At 40.8% G+C, this 22,268-nt stretch carries 17 protein-coding genes, 4 tRNA genes and 1 other RNA gene; 16 read left to right on the top strand and 6 right to left on the bottom strand.

What is annotated here, in order from left to right; translation table 11 throughout:
- The 5 genes from QZR76_RS07880 to QZR76_RS07860 all read left to right on the top strand — a co-directional run bounded on the left by QZR76_RS07880 (position 1) and on the right by QZR76_RS07860 (position 5,546).
- Complete coding sequence (locus QZR76_RS07880) at positions 1–2,379, top strand: BamA/TamA family outer membrane protein (protein ID WP_308573117.1); 2,379 nt, start codon at positions 1–3, stop codon at positions 2,377–2,379.
- A gap of 215 nt (positions 2,380–2,594) precedes the next feature.
- On the top strand, positions 2,595–2,978 hold the full coding sequence (locus QZR76_RS07875) for a helix-turn-helix transcriptional regulator (protein ID WP_052634402.1): 384 nt from the start codon (positions 2,595–2,597) through the stop codon (positions 2,976–2,978).
- A gap of 370 nt (positions 2,979–3,348) precedes the next feature.
- Positions 3,349–3,762, top strand: coding sequence for a hypothetical protein (locus QZR76_RS07870; protein WP_294142004.1), 414 nt, complete (start codon positions 3,349–3,351; stop codon positions 3,760–3,762).
- A complete protein-coding gene (locus tag QZR76_RS07865; protein WP_294142002.1) occupies positions 3,737–5,032 on the top strand; it encodes a DUF3440 domain-containing protein in 1,296 nt (431 codons plus the stop codon). Before QZR76_RS07870 ends, QZR76_RS07865 begins: the two co-directional genes overlap by 26 nt.
- Positions 5,025–5,546 carry a ParB/RepB/Spo0J family partition protein gene (locus QZR76_RS07860; protein WP_294142000.1) on the top strand — a complete coding sequence of 174 codons (522 nt, stop codon included), beginning with the start codon at positions 5,025–5,027 and terminating at the stop codon, positions 5,544–5,546. Before QZR76_RS07865 ends, QZR76_RS07860 begins: the two co-directional genes overlap by 8 nt.
- Positions 5,547–5,786: 240 nt before the next feature.
- On the opposite strand, the gene QZR76_RS07855 is transcribed toward QZR76_RS07860, so the two are convergent.
- Positions 5,787–7,922 carry a GAF domain-containing hybrid sensor histidine kinase/response regulator gene (locus QZR76_RS07855; protein WP_294141998.1) on the bottom strand — a complete coding sequence of 712 codons (2,136 nt, stop codon included), beginning with the start codon at positions 7,920–7,922 and terminating at the stop codon, positions 5,787–5,789.
- 224 nt (positions 7,923–8,146) lie between these two features.
- On the opposite strand from QZR76_RS07855, the gene QZR76_RS07850 reads away from it, so the two are divergent.
- Positions 8,147–8,353, top strand: coding sequence for a hypothetical protein (locus QZR76_RS07850; RefSeq protein WP_294141996.1), 207 nt, complete (start codon positions 8,147–8,149; stop codon positions 8,351–8,353).
- Between the two features lie 283 nt (positions 8,354–8,636).
- Here the strand turns inward: QZR76_RS07850 and QZR76_RS07845 are convergent.
- Positions 8,637–8,724, bottom strand: a tRNA-Ser gene (locus tag QZR76_RS07845).
- Positions 8,725–9,067: 343 nt separating this feature from the next.
- On the opposite strand from QZR76_RS07845, the gene QZR76_RS07840 reads away from it, so the two are divergent.
- The gene (locus QZR76_RS07840) at positions 9,068–9,601 is read left to right on the top strand and encodes a DUF5063 domain-containing protein (RefSeq protein WP_294141994.1); all 534 of its coding nucleotides are present in this window, start codon (positions 9,068–9,070) and stop codon (positions 9,599–9,601) included.
- A gap of 3 nt (positions 9,602–9,604) precedes the next feature.
- A complete protein-coding gene (locus QZR76_RS07835) occupies positions 9,605–10,222 on the top strand; it encodes a 3'-5' exonuclease (protein ID WP_294141992.1) in 618 nt (205 codons plus the stop codon).
- Here the strand turns inward: QZR76_RS07835 and QZR76_RS07830 are convergent.
- Both QZR76_RS07830 and QZR76_RS07825 read right to left on the bottom strand, forming a co-directional pair.
- Complete coding sequence (locus tag QZR76_RS07830; RefSeq protein ID WP_294141989.1) at positions 10,211–11,344, bottom strand: hybrid sensor histidine kinase/response regulator; 1,134 nt, start codon at positions 11,342–11,344, stop codon at positions 10,211–10,213. The genes QZR76_RS07835 and QZR76_RS07830 overlap by 12 nt on opposite strands.
- Entirely contained in the window at positions 11,334–12,431 is a 1,098-nt protein-coding gene (locus QZR76_RS07825) for a PAS domain-containing protein (RefSeq protein ID WP_294141987.1), read from the bottom strand. The genes QZR76_RS07830 and QZR76_RS07825 overlap by 11 nt, the downstream gene beginning before the upstream one ends.
- A 219-nt stretch (positions 12,432–12,650) precedes the next feature.
- On the opposite strand from QZR76_RS07825, the gene ffs reads away from it, so the two are divergent.
- The 4 genes from ffs to QZR76_RS07805 all read left to right on the top strand — a co-directional run bounded on the left by ffs (position 12,651) and on the right by QZR76_RS07805 (position 14,612).
- Positions 12,651–12,750: signal recognition particle sRNA small type (gene ffs, locus QZR76_RS07820), an RNA gene on the top strand.
- A 12-nt stretch (positions 12,751–12,762) separates the two neighbouring features.
- Positions 12,763–12,836 (top strand) — tRNA-Thr (locus QZR76_RS07815).
- Between the two features lie 44 nt (positions 12,837–12,880).
- Positions 12,881–12,952 (top strand) — tRNA-Thr (locus QZR76_RS07810).
- A 691-nt stretch (positions 12,953–13,643) separates the two neighbouring features.
- On the top strand, positions 13,644–14,612 hold the full coding sequence (locus tag QZR76_RS07805; RefSeq protein WP_294141985.1) for a glycosyl transferase family 90: 969 nt from the start codon (positions 13,644–13,646) through the stop codon (positions 14,610–14,612).
- Between the two features lie 595 nt (positions 14,613–15,207).
- Here QZR76_RS07805 and QZR76_RS07800 read toward each other — a convergent pair.
- On the bottom strand, positions 15,208–17,217 hold the full coding sequence (locus tag QZR76_RS07800) for a urocanate hydratase (RefSeq protein ID WP_294141982.1): 2,010 nt from the start codon (positions 17,215–17,217) through the stop codon (positions 15,208–15,210).
- Between the two features lie 158 nt (positions 17,218–17,375).
- Between QZR76_RS07800 and QZR76_RS07795 the strand changes: the two genes are divergently transcribed.
- Complete coding sequence (locus tag QZR76_RS07795; protein ID WP_294141979.1) at positions 17,376–18,383, top strand: DUF2027 domain-containing protein; 1,008 nt, start codon at positions 17,376–17,378, stop codon at positions 18,381–18,383.
- 32 nt (positions 18,384–18,415) lie between these two features.
- Here QZR76_RS07795 and trxB read toward each other — a convergent pair whose 3' ends face one another.
- Positions 18,416–19,381 (bottom strand): thioredoxin-disulfide reductase, encoded by a 966-nt coding sequence (gene trxB / locus QZR76_RS07790; RefSeq protein ID WP_294141978.1) that lies wholly within the window; start codon positions 19,379–19,381, stop codon positions 18,416–18,418.
- 216 nt (positions 19,382–19,597) lie between these two features.
- Between trxB and QZR76_RS07785 the strand changes: the two genes are divergently transcribed.
- From QZR76_RS07785 to QZR76_RS07775, 3 genes are all read left to right on the top strand, one after another.
- Positions 19,598–19,671 (top strand) — tRNA-Pro (locus QZR76_RS07785).
- A gap of 497 nt (positions 19,672–20,168) precedes the next feature.
- Positions 20,169–21,770 carry a phage tail sheath C-terminal domain-containing protein gene (locus tag QZR76_RS07780; RefSeq protein ID WP_294141976.1) on the top strand — a complete coding sequence of 534 codons (1,602 nt, stop codon included), beginning with the start codon at positions 20,169–20,171 and terminating at the stop codon, positions 21,768–21,770.
- Between the two features lie 44 nt (positions 21,771–21,814).
- Complete coding sequence (locus QZR76_RS07775) at positions 21,815–22,264, top strand: phage tail protein (protein WP_294141975.1); 450 nt, start codon at positions 21,815–21,817, stop codon at positions 22,262–22,264.
- The last annotated feature ends 4 nt before the right edge of the window (positions 22,265–22,268 follow it).

The raw sequence follows: 22,268 nt of genomic DNA, 5'->3' as shown, positions 1-22,268 counted from the left end.
ATGAGAAAAGAAATTTATCGGCTCGCCATAAAAGGAAATAAACATGGTCATTACGGGATAGGCCTATTCCGGATGATGTTATTTTTTTGTGTGTTTTGGGGGCTGTTTTGGGGAGGATGTTCTACGACGAAGAAGTTGACGGAGGGACAGGTGTTGTATACCGGGGTGAAAAAGATGAAAATAGAAACCGAAAAGGATGTTCGTTTGGAAGGTCCGAAGAGCTCCGCTATTACAGGTCCTTTATCTTATCCTCCGAACAATCCCTTGTATTCTCCTTACCTGCGGACTCCTTTTCCGATAGGATTGTGGGTATATAACTGGGATATAAAGAAGAAAAAAGGTTTTAAATATTGGTTGTATAAACAATTGGCGAAAAAGCCTGTTCTGATTTCAGATGTCCAACCGGATTTGCGACTCAAGGTTGTCGATTACGCGGCTAAGGATTACGGGTATTTTGGTGTAAAATCCGATTATCAATTAATTTATAATAAGCGTAATCCCAAAAAGGCGAAAATCAGTTATCATGTATATATTCCGAAGGCTTATGTGTTGGGAGATATTCATTTATGGGGATGGGAAGGACGGATGTTACGAATTCTCCAAAACACATGGGGAAGAAGTTTATTGGTGAAAGGAAATGAATACAATCTGAACGTGTTGGAAGACGAGAGGGAGAGGGTGTCGACCATTTTGCGAAATAGAGGATATTATTATTTTCGCCCGGATTATATAGAAATATTGGCAGATACGACACAGGAGAGAGGAGTTGTAGATATTCGGGTCGCTTTAAAAAGGGGAGTCCCTCAAAGCGCTCTTCGTCCTTACAAGATTAATCAGGTCGATTTGGTATTGGAGGATTCTTTCACGGGTGTGGTTAGGGATTCTTTTTATTTTCACGGGTTTAATATAGATTATACGAAGCCTTTGCGTATAAAACCTAAAATTATAGCTTCTTCTATTCGAATGCTACCGGGCGAGGTGTATTCTATTGCCCGGCAAAATAGAACGCAAACTAATTTGATTCGTTTGGGGATTTTTAAATATGCAAATTTGGTCATAACTCCGGCAGATACTCTGGTGAGGGATTCTTTCGGGAAATTGGATGTAAGGATCACGGCGGCTTACGATCTGCCGATAGAAACGGAAATAGAGGTTGACGTTTCCTCGAAATCCAATAATTTATTGGGACCAGGCTTGATTTTAGGTGTTACAAATAAAAATTTATTTCGTGGCGGAGAGAATTTATCATTCCGTTTGAATGGGGCTTATGAATGGCAAACGGGAAAAAAGCAAGGGAAATCGACCTCGGGTTTGATCAATTCTTATGAGATCGGTTTGAATGCCGATTTGTCCGTACCTCGTTTGTTGGTTCCCGGTTTTATGAAAAGAGAGAGGGATTTTGCAGAAAGGACTCATTTTCAGTTAGGAGTAGATTTTTTGAATCGCCATACCTTTTTCCGGATGATCTCTTTTACCGGGGCGGCTAATTATAACTTCCAGTCTTCTTTGAGGAAATACCACACGATTACGCCTTTGAAAATTAATTATACTTACTTGCTTCGGACCTCTTCTGCATTTGACTCGACGATGACGAATAATCCGGCAATTGCCTTGAGTTTTAAGAATCAGTTTATTCCGTCTATGTCTTATTCATACACCTACGACCGCGCGGCGACTTCCCGGAATCCGAATCGATTCTTATGGCAGAGTACGTTGATGTCTGCCGGAAATGTTTTATCCGGAATTCTATTCCTGACAGGGGATCATCACGGAAGCGGTAAAACCATATTCGGTAATCCTTATTCTCAATTTTTGAAATTGACCTCGGAGATCGTCGTGTATCGTCGAATGACGGAGAAGTCGTTATTGGCCATGCGTTTGTTGGGGGGAATAGGATATGCCTACGGAAATTCGGAGGTGATGCCTTATAGCGAGCAATTCTATATCGGGGGAGCAAATAGCATCCGGGCATTTACGATTCGTTCTATCGGTCCAGGCAGTTATCATCAGAAGAGTCGTAATTCGACTGCTTATCTGGATCAAACCGGAGATATAAAATTGGAGGGGAACATCGAATATCGTTTTAAAATCGGATATCGTTTGAATGGTGCCGTCTTTTTGGACGCGGGAAATGTTTGGCTGCTTCGAAATGATCCGAAACGTCCCGGAGGAGAATTTAAACTGAAAGGGTTATGGAAAGAGATTGCGTTGGGTACCGGCTTCGGTTTACGATATGACATCAGTTATATAGTCTTAAGAGCGGATTTGGGTATTGCACTCCATACTCCTTATAAAAATCCGGATAAACGAGGATATTATAACATTTCTAAGTTTAAAGATGGCTTGGCTTTTCATTTGGCTATTGGTTATCCCTTCTAATGGAAGAGGTACGTTAATTCAATAACGTACCTCCTTTCTATGTAGACACCACCAATCTATAACATTACCATGGGAATATTGGCAATGTTATCAATAAATTGTTATATTTGTAGTAGACAGATTACAAATGTAATACAATTTTAGTAGTCGCGCAAATAAAATTGGATTATTTGTGAGCTGTGGATAAAATTTTAAATGATTCTAAATAAACTATTATGGGATTTTCAGAGAGATTAAAAGAAGTTATGGATGAAAAGGGCTACACGAATTATCGTGTCGCTAAGGAGTTGAATCTATCAGCTACCACACTTTCCAATTATTTGAACGAGCGTACTAAGCCTGATATTACAAAATTGGAGGTAATTAGTCGTTATCTTGGCGTAAACAGAAAATGGTTAATTTCCGGAGAAGGAGAAAAAGAGCGTTTGGTAGCGGAGGACGGAAAACCGGAAGAGGACGAGAATACGGTTAATAGACTCTTGAATTTGTTGGAAAAACATACGGATAGCATCCGGGAAAAAGATCAACAAATATCGCAATTGATTAATACGGCAGAGCTGTTGATAAGTAAATTACCTCCATTAGGTAATGAAAAATAGATGTCAAAAAATCTTGAAATGAACGGAAGATCAACGATCTTCCGTTTTTTTATGTATAATGCTTACTGCTATAAGACTGAATGTTTGTGCTTTTCTTTGTTTTTATTTGTCATAATTTTTATATCTTTGTAAAGTTTAAGTGGATTGTATAGAATAAGAGGGGAAGCGTGGTTATAAAACAAGCAGATTAAACATTACTCATGGTCCAGGGAATGGGTATATATTGGAACATGTGATAAAAAGTGTGGTAGTATAATATTCCGAAGGGGTGGAAAAATGGGCGTTTTAATCATTGTGCGGTAGATGTTTATCATGGGTCATACGTGCCGGATTCCAGGTATAAAGTTAAACTTTTTGTCATGAGAGAATTATGAAAATTGAGAAATTGACAGGTACGGAATCCCGATTGTATGAGCTGGTTGCACCTCTGGTGATGAGTCCTAATGTGTTGCGTCAAAATAATAATTATCCTTTTAAAACTTCTCGAAATCATGTTTGGTTTGTTGCTTGCGACGAGCGGTGGGTGTACGGTTTCGTTCCGGTGGAACTTCGTACACAACAGGCCATTATCAATAATTATTATGTAAGAGGTGATGATGTATTGGTGCTTTCTTCCCTGATCAGGGAGGTACTAAAGACGTATGAGCGGGAATGTAAGATTACATCCGTGACCTTATCCCGCCATGTTTCCGTGTTTAAGGAAAATGGTTTTCATTCCGTGCGCGAGTGGAAGCAATATGTGAAAATGGAAAAAAGTAATGAAGATGGCAAGAAACGTTTATGAAGCGGTTTTGATACGTTTGAGTAAAATCTTTACTGACTTTGATAATGTTTACGTCTCTTTTTCGGGAGGTAAGGATAGTGGGGTCTTGCTTAATCTTTGTATTGATTTTATTCGGCGGAATAAGTTGAATCGTAAATTGGGGGTTTTTCACATGGATTACGAGGTGCAATACGAAGAGACAATCCGTTACGTGGAGCGGATGCTAAGTTCCAATGCCGATATTCTGGATGTCTATCGTGTTTGCGTGCCGTTTAAAGTTCCGACTTGTACTTCGATGTATCAGAATTACTGGCGTCCTTGGGATGAAGAAAATCGAGATATTTGGGTGCGGGATTTGCCACAGGGAAGTTATACTCAAAAAGATTTTCCTTTTTATACGGAAGATTCGTGGGATTATGATTTTCAGATGGAATTTGCGCAGTGGTTTCATAAACATAAAAAAGCGGAGAGGACTTGTTGTCTGGTGGGGATCCGGACACAAGAAAGTTTGAATCGATGGCGTTCCATACACGGGGAAAAGAAATATTATACTTATCGGGGGATGAGATGGACGCGTAAGTTGTATGATTATGTTTATAACGCTTATCCCATATACGATTGGTTGACTACGGACGTTTGGACGGCGAACGGTAAGTTTCGTTGGGACTATAATCGGTTGTATGATCTCTATTATCAGGCTGGAATACCCATTGAGAAACAACGGGTGTCGAGTCCGTTTATCTCTCCCGCGCAAACCAGCCTGAAACTGTACAGGGTATTGGATCCCAATACCTGGGGAAAAATGGTGAATCGAGTGAACGGAATAAATTTCGTGGGAATATATGGTGGAACTTCTGCTGTCGGCTGGCAGTCCGTGAAGTTACCTCAAGGACATACGTGGGTAAGTTATATGGAGTTTCTGTTGCAGACTTTACCGGAAGAGACCCGACAAAATTACTTGGAGAAATTGTCAGTAAGTATTGAGTTTTGGAGGAAACGGGGCGGTTGTTTGGCGGATGAAACGATAGAGAAATTGCGTAAAGCCGGAATTGCGATAGAAGTAGGAGAAAAGAGTAACTATAAAACATTCAAGAAGCCGGTTCGAATGGAGTATCTTGATGATATCGATCTACCGGAATTTAAAGATTTGCCCACGTTTAAGCGGATCTGTATCTGTATTTTGAAAAATGATCACGCTTGTAAGTACATGGGGTTTGCATTGAATAAGAGCGAAAAGGAGCGTAAAAAACGTATAATGGAAAAATATCAATCATTGTTACACTATGAGTGATTACATCAGTCCCGTATATAAAGTGATAGCCGTACCGGTTGAGAAAGTATGTGCCAATAATTACAATCCGAATATAGTCGCACCTCCTGAAATGAAGCTATTGGAGCTTTCTATCTGGGAGGATGGTTATACGATGCCCTGCGTGTGTTATTACCTTGCCGATAAAGATATATATGAACTGGTGGACGGGTATCATCGTTATCAGGTGTTGAAAAATTCAAAACGTATCTACGAGCGGGAAAAAGGGTTGTTGCCCATTGTCGTGATCGAGAAAGACCTGTCGAATCGGATGGCCTCCACGATACGGCATAATAGGGCAAGGGGTACGCATTGCATCGAGCTGATGACGGAAATTGTTTCCGAACTGGCAAAAGCCGGCATGTCGGATGAGTGGATTCTTAAAAATATCGGGATGGATAAAGACGAGCTGTTGCGATTAAAACAAATTTCCGGTTTGGCCGAACTCTTCGCCGATAAAAATTTCAGCATTCCCAAAAGAACTTTGCTTAGATAATAACAGTTGCAGATTGAATGACTATGTGATTCCGGGATTGTTTTTTGATAGAGGATGAAAGTCGTGGGCGATACATACTTACGCTTTTTTGAACGAAAGGGTTCCTCTTACTCCCGAACTGACGAAAAAGGAAGCATTAGCCCGCCTGTTTACAGTCATCAAAATAAGTATGTCCAGTTTTAAAAACTCTGAACATACTTAATTATACCTCTGTCGTTTGATACATCCGATTCTTGAAGTCTATTCCGATGTCCATTTAGCAACTACCCTGCGCAGTTCGGGAGGCGAAACCGGTTTGGTCAGAAAATCATTACAACCCGCATTGAAAGCCAACGACTTGTCGCTGGCGTAAGCAAATGCCGTAAGTGCAACTATGGGAACCTGGGCACCATTCTTTCTTAATATAGCGATTGCATCTATTCCATTCAAGTCCGGCATCTTCATGTCCATAAGTATGAGATCGGGATTTTGGGCATTGAAGAGTTCTATAGCTTCGTTTCCATTATACGCTCGCAGTAAACGGTACTCTTTTTTGAGTAATGCCTCAATCAGTAAGTAGTTACTGTCGATATCCTCGGCAACCAAAATCAGAGGTTTGTAATTCCTTGGCTTCATCTTTGGAGCCAAATTCGATTTCTCTTCCACGACAACTTCCGCAATCGACTCGTTGTCATGTGTATATGGATATGTAAACCAGAAACATGAACCTTCCCCTTCACGGGATTCCACTCCGATTTCTCCGCCCATCTGTTCGACCAGGCTCTGGCAGATAGATAATCCCAAGCCGGTACCTTGTGTAAATGAGTCGAGTTTCACAAAACGGTTGAAAATCTCCCGCTGTTGTTCTGCAGGAATGCCCTTGCCGGTATCCGTCACACGGAAACGTACCTGAGTATCATTTTCCAAATCATAGGAAAGTGTAATCGATCCTTTGGTCGTAAATTTCAAAGCATTGGTTATAAAATTGGAAAGCACCTGCAAGATTCGGTTTTTATCAGCGACAATCATTATTTCCGGTGAATTTTCATCAAAACGTAGTTCTACCGCCCCATCCTGCTTCTTGTGCGAGAAGGTGGCGATCAATTCCCGACAAAGCCGGGACACGTCCACTTGCGTTGTAACAAGTTCTATCGCACCGGATTCGATTTTGGAAATGTCTAAAATGTCGGAAATAAGATTGAGTAGCAGTTCGTTATTCTCCTCTACCAAAGTCATATACAAACGACGCTGCTCTTCCTCATCCGTCTCGACAAGCAAGCTCGAAAAGCCCACGATAGCATTGAGAGGTGTGCGTATTTCGTGGCTCATGTTAGCGAGGAATGCCGATTTGAGTCTGTCTGATTCTTCAGCCTTCTCCTTGGCCTGAATAAGCTCCAGTTCCACATGCTTGCGAGTAGTGATATCAGTAGCCAATTCCATGATAGCCCATCGTCCGTCAAGCCACTTGATCGCCATACTTTGGATAGTATACCAGCGTTCGGTAACAGGATTGTAGTCTTCCCAGAAATGGACTCCCAGGGGATTACGGTTGGCATCGAGTAATTGTGCCTTGGGACAATGCTTGCATATTCCGTCCAATCCTGCATTCAGCATCTTCCAACATTCCGCTTTTTCGGGAAGCTGTCCGGCTTCTTCCCTGAAAGGCTTGTTTGCAAAAAGTACTTGATGCGTATCATAATCACAGACAAAAATATTGGCATTGATGTTGTCCAATACCTTTTGCATCGTTCGCTGCGATTGCTGCAGGGATATTTCGACCTGCCAACGTTTCGTGGCGGTAGATACAATTTGCGATATCTGACTCATTAATTCCACATCCTTTTCATCCCACTGTTTATTCCAGCAAAAATTAAACGAAAGGAAACCGAAATGCACTCCCAACTGTGATAAAGGGAAAACAGCAATAGCTTTTACTCCTTGTATTTCAAGCATCTGTGTAATAAACGGGTCAAGCGAATAAATGTCGGACGTACAAATAATATGATTCTTTTCGAGCATATCAAACCAAGGCTTTCCTGCTTCAATTGTCATACTCCGCAGGTAATCTATGGCAGGTTCGATGCCGTCGTTGCACCATTCGTAGGTACAGCCATACGTAACTCCGTCGAGGTGGTTTTCCCACGTAGCCAAACGGTCGACACCGGTGTAGCGGCCGATTTCAGCAAGCGCCATATTCATGGCCGTAGGTATGTCCGGTTCCAGTTGCAGAATCTGCAGTACCTTGATAAACAATGCCTGCCGCCGGTTGGTTGCCTCCAGATTTTCCTGAATGGCAATCAGGTCTTTCGATTTTTCTTCGACCATCTGTTCAAGCCGGGTACGATACTGCTCCAGTTCCATGCCGACTCCTTCTCGTTCAGAATCAGTAGATTTCATATTTAATAGGGATAATTTAATAAAAACATTTGCTTGCCTCCTGACAGAATACACTCTATACTTCGCAAATATATGAATTTATTCTACAAATTCATGGTTTTGTTCTACAAATAAGCAATATGTTTCCGACTTGTATAATTAATTCAGAATCTTATAAATCAATGTATTAATTCGGAGATGAGTAAAGTTTTTTTGTACTTTTATAGAAAAAAGACATTTTGATTATGGAAAACAGAAATTATAAATTTCGAAAAGTAACCCTTGACGATATTCCCGAACTAAAGGAGATGTACGAAGCTGCTTTATATTTTGGCCATAAGGCTGATTATACGTCCGAAGAAATAGAAGATTGGACTCTATGCGGAGATAACGTGCGGCATCTGGCTGATTTAATCACCAATCTGTATTTTGTAGTTACATTACAAATGTAATCAAGACTGGGATTTACACACTTTTTGGAACACTATCCGAGAACCCGTTACGCCCCCCGTCTTGCGCTTCGTTCGAATCCCTTTAATGTAAAAAAGAGAATCGGCTTATTACCAATTCTCTTTTATTTTTAGCTACTTAAGCGGAGAGACGGGGATGACTCGGGAGTTGTACTCCCTCGAGAACTCGTTACGACCCCCGTCTTGCGCTTCGTTCGAATCTCTTTAATGTAAAAAAAAGAGAATCGGTTTATTGCCAATTCTCTTTTATTTTTAGCTACTTAAGCGGAGAGACGGGGATTCGAACCCCGGATACCCTTTAGGGGTATACACGCTTTCCAGGCGTGCCAGTTCAGCCACTCCTGCATCTCTCCGGATGCGGGGGCAAATATAGAAATAATTTTCTATTAACAACTCCATTCTTATCGATTTTTAACGGAAAATCAACAACGAAAATGAAATAGAAGGCGTATCAATAGTACAATTTAGTGGGGGAGATATGATATGGGAATTGAAAAAGAGACTACTAGCATTAGGGTAGGAGAGGATCCCCGGCGTAAAATCTTGGGATTACACGTGAATGTAGATTGTTGCTAGTCTCGGTGCGGTTTTCTTCGTGATGAAGTGAACCGCACTTTTCTTTGAAACTTTTGAATCGGTCTATACACGATAGTCTGATATATTTGGTAAATTTGTGGTGAATTTAATAAAATGAATATGGACGATTTTCAACATGTCGGTTATAGTAAGGAAGTAATCGAATTCGTGGCCGTGGCAAAAGAATTTTGTGATTTTGTTGAAGCAGCCGCGGAGGGAGGACAGGAGCTCTTTCTTTCCAGGTTACAAAAATTTATTCCTTTGATTTATTTGAAGGGTAGTTTATTGCCTCGTTGCGAGAGCGATGAGTTAGGTCTGTTGGAGGATACGGTGACGGAAGAAGATTATAATACGTTGTACGCTGCACTTCATCAATTGATGGGTGAACATGATGAGTACCTGGAAGTATTTGATGATAATATGCAATATAGCGAGACTCCGGTCGTTAATTCTATAGCGGAGAAAGTTTGTGATATTTATCAAGACCTGAAAAATTTTATATCGGCCTACAGGCATGGGATGACAGACGTGATCGAGGAGGCTTTATGGCAATTGAATAATAGTTTTGAGCTTTACTGGGGGCGAGCATGTGCAAGCGTTTTAAGGGCTGTTCATGTAGCCGTATTTAGGATAATGGATAATGAGGTTGAGTGATTCATGGGAAAAATTGTCATGCAAGAATATAAGAAGAAGATAGAGCCTAATGAAGTTGAAGAGTTTCCCGTTTTTTTATATAAAGGAGAAATTATTGTGGTGGATAGACCGGAACAGGTGGCTGCTGCTGTTGCCGATCTGAAAAATAATTCTGTCCTTGGTTTCGATACGGAAACAAAACCTTCTTTTAAGAAAGGGGTTGTTCATCACGTGGGACTATTGCAATTGGCCTCAGAGGAGCGAGTTTATCTATTCCGGTTGAATAAATGCGGTTTACCCTATCCTTTACGGGAATTATTGGTAAATGAAGAGGTTATGAAAGTCGGCGTGGGGATTCGGGACGATATCCGTGCATTACGTAAAATTGCCGATTTTCCACCGGCCTCTTTTTTGGATTTGCAACTGTTTGTAAAAGCTTTTGGTATTGAAGAGATGTCGTTTTCTAAATTGATGTCTATCGTCTTTGGCGTGAAGATTTCAAAACGGCAAAGGACATCGAACTGGGAGGCTCCCGTGTTAACGACCGCACAGATCCGTTATGCTGCAACGGATGCATGGGGAGCTTTGAAAATGTACGAGGCTTTACGTTCCGGAGAGAAGCAGGATATCTTACTCCCCTGACCGTAACGGTTTGGTCGGGACGGAAAAATAGAAGGTCGTCCCTTTTCCTTCCGTCGATTCAAACCATAGTTTACCGTGATTCAATTTTACGAATTCCTGACTGAGTTGAAGACCCAATCCGCTACCTTTCTCTTTCTGGGTTCCGAATGAAGTAATATAGCTTCCTTTATCCAGTAGTTTACGTTGATCCTCTCGCTTAATGCCCTGTCCGTTGTCTTTTACGGATATAATCAGTTTGTTATCATGTTTTTGGCAGTCAACATGTATCTCTCCGTTGGGATAGGTAAATTTTATGGCATTGGAGAGCAGGTTACGAATTGCCGTATTTATCATATTCGTATCGGCATAGGCCTCGAAGTGTTGTTTTACCTCATTATGTATTTTGATTCCTTTTGCTTTGGCAACGTTATCAAATAGAGAGGTAGCCTGTCGTATCGTGGCTGTTAAATTGAATTCCTGCGGATTTGCTTCCAGTCTCCCGTTTTGGCTATTGCTCCATAGCAGAAGGTTTTCCAGAAGAGAGAAAGCTTCATCCGTAGTTTCTATTACCATTTGAAGTAGATGGCGTATATTTTCATCCGGGATTTTGCTTTTTTGATTATCAATTGCTTCTAAGATCATTTTGATCGTTCCGATCGGTGCCCGTAAATCATGGGCAATGACAGAATAAAGTTTATCTTTTGCCCGAACTACATTTTGGAGTTTTTCATTTTGTCGTTCAATAATCCGTAAAGATTCCAGCAGCAATAATTGATTATTTAGTCTGATAAGCAATTCTTGTTTGCTTAGTGGCCTGGAAATGAATTCGACACCATCATAATGAGATACCATTGCAAATTCTTCGTGTTTATTACCTGTAGTCAGGTAGATGATTGGAATTAATTTCGTTTGTGGGTCAGATTTCAGTTTTTGAGTAATTTTCATCCCTTCCCCGTTGATGCGTGTTAAGGCCAATATGATGATATCCGGGGATTTTGTTTTAACTATGGGAATGACTTCTTCGCCCACGGGAGTTGTAATAACATTAAAGGCCTCCTTCTCGAGAATATGTTTTGTCTTTTCGAGGTTTGAGGCAGAGTCGTCCGCGATAAGTATGGTGTATTCGTGATAATCAATGTGCATGGGTAGTGAATTTGGGATCTATTTTTAATAATAGTTCTTCATAACGATGGTTGAACGTGAAAACCTTTTCGTATATGCTATCCATGGAACCATTACAATCAGATCGTTTACAATCAGACAATCCTTCCTTTATGGCAAGCCAGATCGGATACATGTTTTGACTGAAAGTTCGTAATTCCGATTTGAATAATTCGATTTCTTCACTTTCTTTGTAATAATCGGAAATATCATGCCCGACAATATGGAGTTCGATTAAGTTCTTTTCAAGCCTTATGGAGTAAATATGCCATTTGATCCATATAATTTCATCCTCTTTTTTCAAGGGAGCGTTTACAGACAAAATTAATTCCTGATTGTCCTGAAGATTTTCTATTTCTTGAGTGTAGGAAATCATGTCGGGGATGAGTTCTGTAAATTTACAACCGAGGACTCTTTCCGGGGTATCTCCGAAGAGAGAATAGAATCTTCTGTTGGAGTAACTGATATGCAATTTCCGGTCGAGACGGAGAATAAAATCAATTTTATTCTCAATAAAGTCTTGATATAACGTGTGGTGTTTCACTAATTTGGAAAGGATAAGTTCTTTTTCCAATGCACCTGAAAACACACTGGCCACTTTAATTAGAAAGCGGATCTCTTCCTCTTGCCATTCGTCGGAACAATCCACTCTGCTAAGGCTTAAAAAAGAGAGAAGATGACTGGAAATGAAGAGAGGGAGAAAAAGAGCGCAACGAACCTGGGTTGCTTTCATGATATTTTTTATGCTCGAGTCCGTGATATCCTCTATGTTTTTGATGTAAATATAGTTGTGTTCATCAAGTTGTTTTTCTAACTTTTTATCGAGTAAGAAGATATTTTGGGATATATTGTTTTGGATAGAGCTTGCTCCCTCCCTCGACCATTCGTGAGAGATTGAAAAGCTCATATCGTGTTTTATGTCAATAATGTGTATCCGATCTGCTTTTTCGTGTTCACCCAATTTCTTTAGTGCCAACTGAATGTTTTTTTCCGATTCCAGATTTGCGGCAAGTAAAACATTTAATGCTGAAAGAAAATCTGAGTCCGATGAATGTATATTATTCTGCATATATTATATCGATATTTTTTATTCTTTACTTTTGTTTTTACTTTTATACTTCAGTCGGGCAGAACAAGTTACGTTTAAGCTGTTTTTTTGTGTCCAATTCGGATTCTTTTTAAGATTAAGATTTTTATATTCAGATTCTTATCTTAAAGGTTAAATACTATGTAAGAAAAATCTCAGAAAATGTTTGGTACGAAAGAAGAATTTTGTACTTTTGTGCCCGGGTAAGTCCTATGCGACCAGCTCCTGTCGAACTCCCCCAGGGTCGGAAGGCAGCAAGGGTAGATGGTTGTAGCGGTGCGACATAGTAAGCTTACCCGTTTTTATGAAATTTGCCTCTTTAGCTCAGTTGGCCAGAGCACGTGATTTGTAATCTCGGGGTCGTTGGTTCGAATCCGACAAGAGGCTCAAATGAAGGGAATGTTCAGAAGAGGAGAATAACGGATTTGAATGCTGTTGTAGCTCAGGGGTAGAGCACTTCCTTGGTAAGGAAGAGGTCTCGGGTTCAAATCCCGATAACAGCTCGCTAAGTCATCAGAAATGATGACTTTTTTGTTTTATATATCAGCGAGTTATGATTGTTAAGTCGAATTGAGGAGCTGATCTCTTGTTTAATGTTTTTGAAGTGAAAAAAAAGGTGTTTTTCATCTTAATTTGTCCCCATTTTTGGATAGTGTTAGTAAGTAAGTTCCTATCGTTGAGGATCTGTTGGAAACGACGAAAAAAACAGAAAGCGATCGCAGTAGAAAAATATTTCATACAACTGATCTCTCGCTTAAAAGAAGTGGGAAAAGAGATCGTATCATTCTATGTAATAATTGTTATTTTCGTTACGCTAATGAACGTGTATTGTAAAACTGTTGGAATAAATATTGTTGTAATTGTATATAAATTTATCGCATGATTAATCCAATGGTGTTTGTGTGGCACAAAATATTGTTTATATTTGTGGCGTTGCTCGAAAAAAGGTGAGTAATAGAGATGTTAGATAATAGAAGCGTTTTTGTTTTAACTTTAGTAAGAAAATCGCCAATTTTTCAGACTGAAGGGATAAGCAGTACAAAACCGTATGTTACGAAAGTAATATAAGGTTAGGTATAGGGTAGCTGTTTGTTGTGGTGCGGTGTTTGGCAATGCCTCATATAAGTAGAATAATCTCCACGCTTTCTTTTTGTTAATGCCTTGGGGAGATTGAGGTAAATAAATTTTCGAAATATGCGTTTGCCTTACTGTTTCTGTAGCGGGAAAAATTCTAAATGGGTTTATTATTTTCGAAATTATATTCGTTACGCGATACCTCAATTTATATACAGGTTGTCACTTGATCATGTTCTGTATAAAGCCATGAAGCGGGATGATTTTTCATACATACGAGAGAGAGTTGAATATTACAATAAACTTGATACTCCGGAGAAATTACCCCGGAATTCTTCTCGTCTTGTCGAACATCGATATGGTCAGCGAGAGAAGCAATCTGTTTATTTTTTTGATACTTACGAGTTTACTCGTTGGTTTCCCCAATCAATGAAATGGAACCATCTGCCGGGAGATATAGTTCATGTTCCCGAGAATCCTTGTATCGTGAAAAGTAGGCCTCTTGACGTGGACAATAAAAACTCAGTACTTTTGAATTTAGATAAAATTCGTCATTTCACTTTCCTTAAAGATAATATCCCTTTCACGGAAAAAGAAAACAAAATTATTTTCAGGGGAAAAGTCGGCAATAAGCCCCGTCGAGAATTATTCATGAAAAAGTTTATCGGTCATTCCATGTGTGATGTCGGGGATGTTAGCAAGGATCCGAAAATACCACAAGAGTGGAAAGCACCTAAAATGACATTACATGAACATTTTAGATATAAATTTATAATGGCTTTAGAAGGAAATGATGTGGCAAGTAATCTGAAATGGGTCATGTTTTCAAATTCTATTGCCGTAATGCCAAAGCCTACTTGTGAAACATGGTTTATGGAAGGAAAACTACTTCCTGATTATCATTATATAGAGATTAAAAAAGATTATTCCGATCTTATTGAGAAAGTTAACTATTATATTAGACACGAGCGTGAAGCATTGGAAATCATAAAACATGCTCACGAGTACGTGTCGCAATTCCAAGATAAACAGAGAGAAAAATTAATTTCCCTCTTTGTCATGAAAAAATATTTCGAGAAAACAAATTAAAACAATTTCGAGATCATTTAATATGTTATTATTTATCATTTAGATTTATCGGCACCTAAAGATCTAAGTCTTGATTGAGGAGACGGGGTGATTATCGTTTTTTTTTTATGATACCTATTTTGTCTCCAATGTTATATGATAGAAAAACGATTGCTTAAATATCATTATGTCAATTTGTTGTGGTGGTAGGGAAGAGGTAGGGGTACTTCATTCGCGAGGAAGAGGTCTTGGGGCCAAATCCCGGTAGCAGCTTGCTAATTCAGCGGAAATGAAGACTTCTTTGTTGTTTACCACGTTGTGTGAAAATCTTTTAGGGTGATCCGCACGTGATGAAGATGAGGGAAAAGTTTTACAGGAATAGAAAGCGGCCACCGGGGAGGGAGGCCGCTATGTCAAGGATCATACAAAGATCACTTCCGTGCGTGTTCCGTGATCTATTGATAAAAACATTAAATAATCGTAGTGTGCTTTCGTATCAACATAACCACATCCTTGACTAAACAAATATACGATTTTTTTATATTTCAGCAATATGAAATAAAAAAAATCGTGCGGAAGAATTATCCGCACGATTCTTTAACAGGTTATTTTTCAATTAAAATAAAGATTCAATGAGTTGGTCGTCGGCCAAATTTGGAAGAGTGACTTTTAGGTTCGGGTTGTTTTCCATGGCCCGTTTGATGGCAAATATGGCTCCTTCGTTGCGGGCCCAACTGCGACGGGAAATTCCGTTGTTGACATCCCAGAAAAGCATATTCTTTAAGCGTCTGTCACTATCGACACTTCCGTCGAGCATCATGCCGAAACCGCCATTGATGACTTCGCCCCAGCCCACACCGCCGCCGTTGTGAATGGAAACCCAAGTCGCTCCCCGGAAAGAATCTCCGATGACGTTTTGGATGGCCATGTCAGCGGTAAAACGTGAGCCGTCGTATATGTTAGATGTTTCGCGATAGGGGGAATCCGTGCCGGATACGTCGTGGTGATCCCGTCCCAGAATGACAGGAGCGGATATTTCACCTTTCGCGATGGCTTTATTGAATGCTTCTGCGATCTTTATGCGTCCTTCTGCGTCTGCATACAGTATACGGGCCTGAGAGCCCACGACTAAATGATTCTCTCCCGCGGCTTTGATCCAACGGATGTTATCAGCCATCTGCTGCTGAATCTCTTTGGGGGAGTGAGACATAATTTCTTCCAGTACTTGTGCGGCGATTTCATCGGTCCTGGCAAGGTCTTTCGGGTCACCGCTGGAACATACCCAACGGAACGGACCGAAACCGTAATCGAAACACATCGGCCCCATGATATCCTGAACGTACGACGGGTATTTGAAGTCCCCGTTCGGTTTTAGAATATCGGCCCCTGCTCTGGAGGATTCCAGCAGGAATGCGTTTCCGTAATCAAAAAAGTAAGTGTTGAAACGTTCCACGCATTTGTTGATGGCAGCCACATGACGGCGTAAAGATTCCTGAACTTTTTGTTTGAATCGTTCCGGCTCCTCGGCCATCATACGTTTACTCTCTTCGAAACTGATCCCGGCGGGGTAATAACCGCCGGCCCACGGGTTATGTAACGAGGTCTGGTCTGAACCTAATTCAACAGGGATATCTCCTTTTGCGAAGTGCTCCCAGACATCTACAATGTTGCCCTGAAATGCAATGGAAACGACTTCTTTTTTCTCTCTGGCTATTTTTACCCGTTCTACCAATTTATCCAAATCGTCGATCACTTCGTCTACCCATCCCTGGTTGTGACGGGTTTGAGTGGCCTTCGGGTTTATCTCGGCAGTGATGCTGATACATCCGGCGATATTTCCTGCTTTGGGCTGGGCTCCGGACATACCGCCTAATCCAGCGGTAATAAAGAGTTTGCCGGCTAATCCTTCCCCGTGTTGGGAAATTTTACGTCCTGCATTCAATACGGTAATAGTTGTTCCGTGAACAATTCCCTGGGGACCGATATACATGAATGAACCGGCAGTCATTTGTCCGTATTGAGAGACTCCTAAGGCATTGAATCGTTCCCAATCATCCGGTTTGGAGTAGTTGGGGATAACCATCCCGTTCGTTACAACTACCCTGGGAGCATCTTTATGTGACGGAAATAATCCCATGGGGTGTCCCGAATACAAGACGAGTGTTTGCTCATCCGTCATTTCTGACAGGTATTTCATGGTTAAGCGATATTGGGCCCAATTTTGGAATACAGCCCCGTTTCCCCCGTAAGTGATTAATTCATGCGGGTGTTGGGCGACGGCTATGTCCAGATTGTTATTTAACATCAACATGATGCCGGCTGCTTGTAGGCTTTTGTGCGGGTAATCGTTGATGTTATGCGCGTACATTTTATAATCCGGACGAAGACGATACATGTAAATACGTCCGTATTTTTCAAGCTCATCTGCAAATTCGGTAGCGAGAACGGCGTGATGCTTGGGATCGAAGTAACGCAATGCGTTCCGGATGGCTAATTTTTTCTCTTCTTTCGTCAGAATATCTTTCCGCTTCGGAGCGTGATTGATTTCAGGCTCGTAAGGCTTTGGGGCGGGTAATATATCGGGAATACCCTCCGTGATGGATTTTTGAAACTCTTGTAACGTCATTATATGTATTTTTTAACTTATGATCCAAATTAAAGGACTAAATTAATAATTTCTAATCTCTTTCTTCTCTTCCTTGCCGTTTTTTTTTACTTATAGCTCTCTTTTATATTACCCGAGCGGGAAAAATCTTATTTTTGTAAACTAAAATAAGAAATGCGATGAATGTAAGAATAGGTGATATTGTTCGTTTTATTTCGGAGAAACTGGAGGGTAAGGTGACCGGAATAATTGATGCGAACAGCGTAAATGTATATTGTGATGAATATGGATTTGAGATTCCGGCCTCGGTAAATGATTTGGTGATCATTCGTTCGGATTTTCAGGCGGCATCTGCTTCCGGTACGGCAAATACTCCGGCTCAGGTACAAAAGGGCGTGGAGATGTCATCGGCGGATACGTTGTATTTTGCTTTCGTTCCGGAGAATTTTAATAACCTGAACGAGAGTCGTTTCGATCTTTATCTGATTAATGATACAAACTTGGTGTGTTTGTGTTCTGTGGCCTTCTATGATGGTGAAAAATACAATGGGATTACGGCTGGAAACTGTAATCCTGATACTGTTTATCTTGTCGGTAATTATTCTTTAAAGGAGTTGGATGTTGTCAAAAGCGTTCAGGTGCAAGCTGTTTTTTATCAAAAAGGCTATTTTACCCTGAAAAGTGCGATTGATGTACCTGTAAAATTGAATCCGGTTTCTTTATGTAAGGCGGGAGCCTATAAACATGTGCGTTGGTTTGATTCGGTGGCTCTCGTTCGTCCTCTTGATAAAGAGAGTTTGATGACAGAGGAGCGTGTCGAAATAGACACAAAAGAATTGCTGCAGGCCAAAAAAACGAAAATGGATGAGGTGCCGGAGAGAAGACCGGCGAAACAAATGGTAGGAAATATTCTTGAAGTAGACCTCCATATCACTCAGTTGCTTGAAACGACGGCGGGTATGGAGAGTAAGGACATGCTCGAATACCAATTGGACGTGTTCCGCAAGACATTGGAAGAATATAAATTACGTCGGGGACAGAAAATTATTTTTATTCACGGGAAAGGAGATGGAGTTTTAAAGCAACGTATTTTGTGGGAGCTGCAAACCAAATATAAACGTTTCCAACATCAGGATGCTTCTTTTAAGCAATATGGCTATGGGGCGACGATGGTAACGATTAAATAACAAAAGATCGGGAAAACTTCCCGATCTTTATTTTAAATACCACATTCCAGTTCGCTCAGGTAACGCTCTACGTCGATGGCGGCACGACAACCGCTGCCGGCGGAAGTTATGCCCTGACGATAAGTCGGATCCATCACGTCTCCGGCTGCAAAGACGCCGGGGATATTGGTCTTGGTGGTTTTTCCTTCCGTGATGATATATCCCTGATCATCCAATTCTATGTATTTTTTGAAAATGTCCGTGTTGGGCGTATGACCGATAGCTAAGAAGAAACCATCGATTTTTATCTCCTTGAAACTTTCGTCGGGAGTTCCTTTCCGGTAGACTAACCGGGCTCCCTCTAATCCCATATCGGATCCGAATAGCTCTATGGTGTTATGTTCAAACAATACCTCGATATTGGGAATAGCAAAAACTCTTGCCTGCATGGCTTTAGAAGCTCTCAGGTAGTTTTTCCGAACGATGAGATATACTTTACGGCATAGCCCGGCGAGATACGCGGCTTCTTCACATGCCGTATCCCCGCCTCCAACGACAGCTACGTCCTTATTCTTGTAAAAGAATCCGTCACAGGTGGCACAGGCGCTGACTCCGGAACCTCTGTAGGCTTCTTCCGACGGTAGACCTAAATATCGTGCCGTGGCCCCGGTAGCGATAATAACAGCGTCCGCTTCGATCTCCTTCGTGTCGTCGATTGTTATTTTGTGCGGATGACCGGAGAAGTCAACATGGGTGACAATACCGAAACGTATATCTGTACCGAACCTCTCCGCTTGTTTTTTCATATCTTCCATGAGGACCGGTCCGCTGACGCCTTCCGGGTATCCCGGAAAATTTTCAACTTCTGTCGTGGTGGTCAACTGACCGCCCATTTGTAAGCCCGTGTAGAGCACGGGAGACAGATTGGCTCGTGCAGCATAAATAGCTGCCGTGTATCCGGCAGGACCTGAACCGATGATAAGACATTTTACTCTTTCTGTGATTTCTGCTGATGACATATTTGTATCTATTCGTTTCTTATTATTTTTTTCTTTATGTGCAAATTTACCAAATTAAAACCGGAACGCCAACTTTTATCTTGTACGGTCAATCGATCGATTGTGTTAATTCATTTAGAATGAAAATATTAAATATCAGCTCTTATTTGATAAATATTTTTTTAGAACGGATTACTTCCATTCTAAAAACTTTTTACTAAATTTGCACCTGCATTTCGGGATGTAGCTCAGCCCGGTAGAGTCCACGTCTGGGGGGCGTGTTGTCGCAGGTTCAAATCCTGTCATCCCGACTACTGAGCATCAAGAGGTTAGATTAAAAGTCTGACCTCTTTTTTATTGTATAATTGAGTTTGATTATAATTTAATAATTTTCGTAAGATCTGGTTTGTATTAATATGGAAGACAATGAAGTTATGAGTTGATTTTGTTACAGGCCATAATATGGGTTCTCCTTTCGAAATATAAATATTGAAACGTTTTTGTGTTTGTTGGTAAGGCTTTTATATCGCTTCTAATTTTTTGTATCAACGTCGAATGGAAAAATAGTTTTCTGTGTTTTGGTTTATTTTATTATATATTTACAAAAAAGTTTGTAGTGTCTGTGTTGATTTGTTATATTTGTATAAATAACAAGGTAATGAGAGTATCCATATAATGGCTGTATGGAATATGATATTTGATTATCAGATCATTTTTCGACTTGATGAATAATAATGTAAAGCAGATAGATTGGTTTCGCCAAATCTGTTATATCTGATTTTTTTATTCATTTTAATTTTAGAAAACTATGGGAAATATGAAAACACCCGGTGTTTACATCGTGGAGAAAAGCGCCTTCCCCAATTCTGTGGTGGAAGTGTCGACTGCTATTCCCGCCTTTATCGGAATTACCGAAAAAGCGGAGAATGGAAATGATTCGTTGAAAAATAAACCATGGAAGATCTCCTCAATGACGGAATATATGAAGTATTTCGGTGGAGGGCCGGAACAGGTTTTCGAGATGTCGGTTGTACAGGAGGCTGATGCGAAAGGATTTTACACGATTTCCGGAAAGGAAGGAAAGTTGCAGGTTGTCAAACCAAAAAATAAGTACACCTTGTATTACAATCTGATTATGTTTTTTGCAAACGGGGGAGGAACCTGCTATATCGTGTCTGTCGGAACTTATCGCAATAAGGATATGGTGGATAAGGGGAAAGTTAAGGAGGCTTTGACGGCTCTGGAGAAAGAGCGGGAAATAACCATGATTGTGGTTCCTGAGGCTGTAAATAACGCTGAAGATTGCGCGAGTATACAGACGCAGATGCTGGCTCATTGTGCCAAAATGCAAAATCGCTTTGCTATTTTTGACGTGCAACCGAAAGAGAAGGATAGCGAGACAATGGATGAGCAAATCAGTAAGTTTCGTACTAATATCGGAGCGAATTTCCTTTCATACGGTGCAACTTATTACCCGTGGTTGGAAACGTCTGTTTTGGGAGATAAAGACATTACCGCTCGGGTATTATCCTGGAAACAGGACGATACGGCTACTTTGGAAAAATTTTTCGGGAAAGACTCTCAATTGGGTAGTTATGTTATGAAATGTCTCGACCAGATAAAGAATGGCAAAAAGATCGTAAAGCAACCGGAGGTAGATCCGGAGACGAATGAACCGAGAAAAGATGAAAACGGGGATATCGTCATGAAAGAGACGGAGGAGCCACTCTCTGCCGATGATAAACAAAAAATAGCGGATGAATTGCATAGTGCCCTATCGCGGAATTGGCCCGATTATCGATTGTTGGTGAAAGGGGTCAAAGAATACCTGAATCTCTTGCCTCCGTCTGCAGCTGTGGCCGGTATTTATACGATGGTCGACAATACCCGAGGCGTGTGGAAGGCTCCGGCAAATGTTTCGGTTAACTACGTGAATAGTCCGTCGGAAATAATCGATAATACGGCATTGGAGAATTTAAATGTACCGATGAATGGAAAGGCCATCAATGCTATTCGTGTTTTTGTTGGCGAGGGAATTAAGGTGTGGGGGGCACGCACGTTAGATGGTAATTCATTGGATTGGCGTTATGTTAATGTTCGCCGAACAATGCTTTTTTTGGAAGAATCTGTCAAGAATGCGGCCCGCGCTTACGTGTTCGAGCCGAATGATGCGAATACGTGGCTGAATATGAAATGTATGATTGAGAACTTCCTGTATGGTGTCTGGAAACGAGGCGGATTGGCGGGAGCTGTACCGGAGGATGCTTATGGTGTACATGTCGGTCTGGGTGATACGATGACTCCGGAAGATATTCTGGAGGGAATTATGCGAATTACCGTGTTGGTAGCGATTTCTCATCCGGCCGAGTTTATTGAAATCACCTTCCAGCAGCAGATGCAGAAGAGTTAATGCGTGATAAATATAGAAATGTATAACCATTAAAATGTAAAATTATGGCAGGAGAAGCACAAGATAAGAGTATATGGCCATTACCTGAATTTTCATTCAAAGTCAGTATTGATGATATAGGTGATATGTCCTTTAAAGAAGTTTCCGGATTGGATATGGAATTCGATGTCATCGAGTATCGTGTCGGTGATAGCAAGGAGTTCACGAAAGTGAAAATGCCCGGGCTGAGAAAAAGTGGAGATGTAACTTTAAAGAAAGGTGTTTTTGTTTCCGATATGAAATTTTGGGAATGGATAGGAGAAGTAAAATTAAACACCATCAAAAGGCGTTCCGTTACGATCAGTTTACTGGATGAGAGCGGTTCGCCCGCCCAGAGTTGGAAACTGACCAATGCCTGGCCGAAAAAAATTACCGTGGAAGGTTTTAAGGCAGACGGAAACAATGTTGCGATGGAAACATTGATCTTGGTTCACGAAGGTATAACGCTGGCTTAATCTT

It is taken from the genome of uncultured Sanguibacteroides sp., from assembly GCF_900543425.1.
In the GTDB taxonomy this organism is placed as follows: Bacteria; Bacteroidota; Bacteroidia; order Bacteroidales; family Marinifilaceae; genus Gabonibacter.
This window is presented reverse-complemented; position numbering and strand designations above follow the sequence as displayed.

Coding starts and splice junctions, on each gene's coding strand:
- QZR76_RS07875 (WP_052634402.1), top strand. CDS start 2,595: ATGGGATTTTCAGAGAGATTAAAAGAAGTTATGGATGAAAAGGGCTAC.
- QZR76_RS07775 (WP_294141975.1), top strand. CDS start 21,815: ATGGCAGGAGAAGCACAAGATAAGAGTATATGGCCATTACCTGAATTT.
- QZR76_RS07870 (WP_294142004.1), top strand. CDS start 3,349: ATGAAAATTGAGAAATTGACAGGTACGGAATCCCGATTGTATGAGCTG.
- QZR76_RS07780 (WP_294141976.1), top strand. CDS start 20,169: ATGGGAAATATGAAAACACCCGGTGTTTACATCGTGGAGAAAAGCGCC.
- QZR76_RS07805 (WP_294141985.1), top strand. CDS start 13,644: ATGCGTTTGCCTTACTGTTTCTGTAGCGGGAAAAATTCTAAATGGGTT.
- trxB (WP_294141978.1), bottom strand. CDS start 19,381: ATGTCATCAGCAGAAATCACAGAAAGAGTAAAATGTCTTATCATCGGT.
- QZR76_RS07825 (WP_294141987.1), bottom strand. CDS start 12,431: ATGCAGAATAATATACATTCATCGGACTCAGATTTTCTTTCAGCATTA.
- QZR76_RS07800 (WP_294141982.1), bottom strand. CDS start 17,217: ATGACGTTACAAGAGTTTCAAAAATCCATCACGGAGGGTATTCCCGAT.
- QZR76_RS07880 (WP_308573117.1), top strand. CDS start 1: ATGAGAAAAGAAATTTATCGGCTCGCCATAAAAGGAAATAAACATGGT.
- QZR76_RS07855 (WP_294141998.1), bottom strand. CDS start 7,922: ATGAAATCTACTGATTCTGAACGAGAAGGAGTCGGCATGGAACTGGAG.
- QZR76_RS07865 (WP_294142002.1), top strand. CDS start 3,737: ATGAAGATGGCAAGAAACGTTTATGAAGCGGTTTTGATACGTTTGAGT.
- QZR76_RS07835 (WP_294141992.1), top strand. CDS start 9,605: ATGGGAAAAATTGTCATGCAAGAATATAAGAAGAAGATAGAGCCTAAT.
- QZR76_RS07860 (WP_294142000.1), top strand. CDS start 5,025: ATGAGTGATTACATCAGTCCCGTATATAAAGTGATAGCCGTACCGGTT.
- QZR76_RS07850 (WP_294141996.1), top strand. CDS start 8,147: ATGGAAAACAGAAATTATAAATTTCGAAAAGTAACCCTTGACGATATT.
- QZR76_RS07795 (WP_294141979.1), top strand. CDS start 17,376: ATGAATGTAAGAATAGGTGATATTGTTCGTTTTATTTCGGAGAAACTG.
- QZR76_RS07840 (WP_294141994.1), top strand. CDS start 9,068: ATGGACGATTTTCAACATGTCGGTTATAGTAAGGAAGTAATCGAATTC.
- QZR76_RS07830 (WP_294141989.1), bottom strand. CDS start 11,344: ATGCACATTGATTATCACGAATACACCATACTTATCGCGGACGACTCT.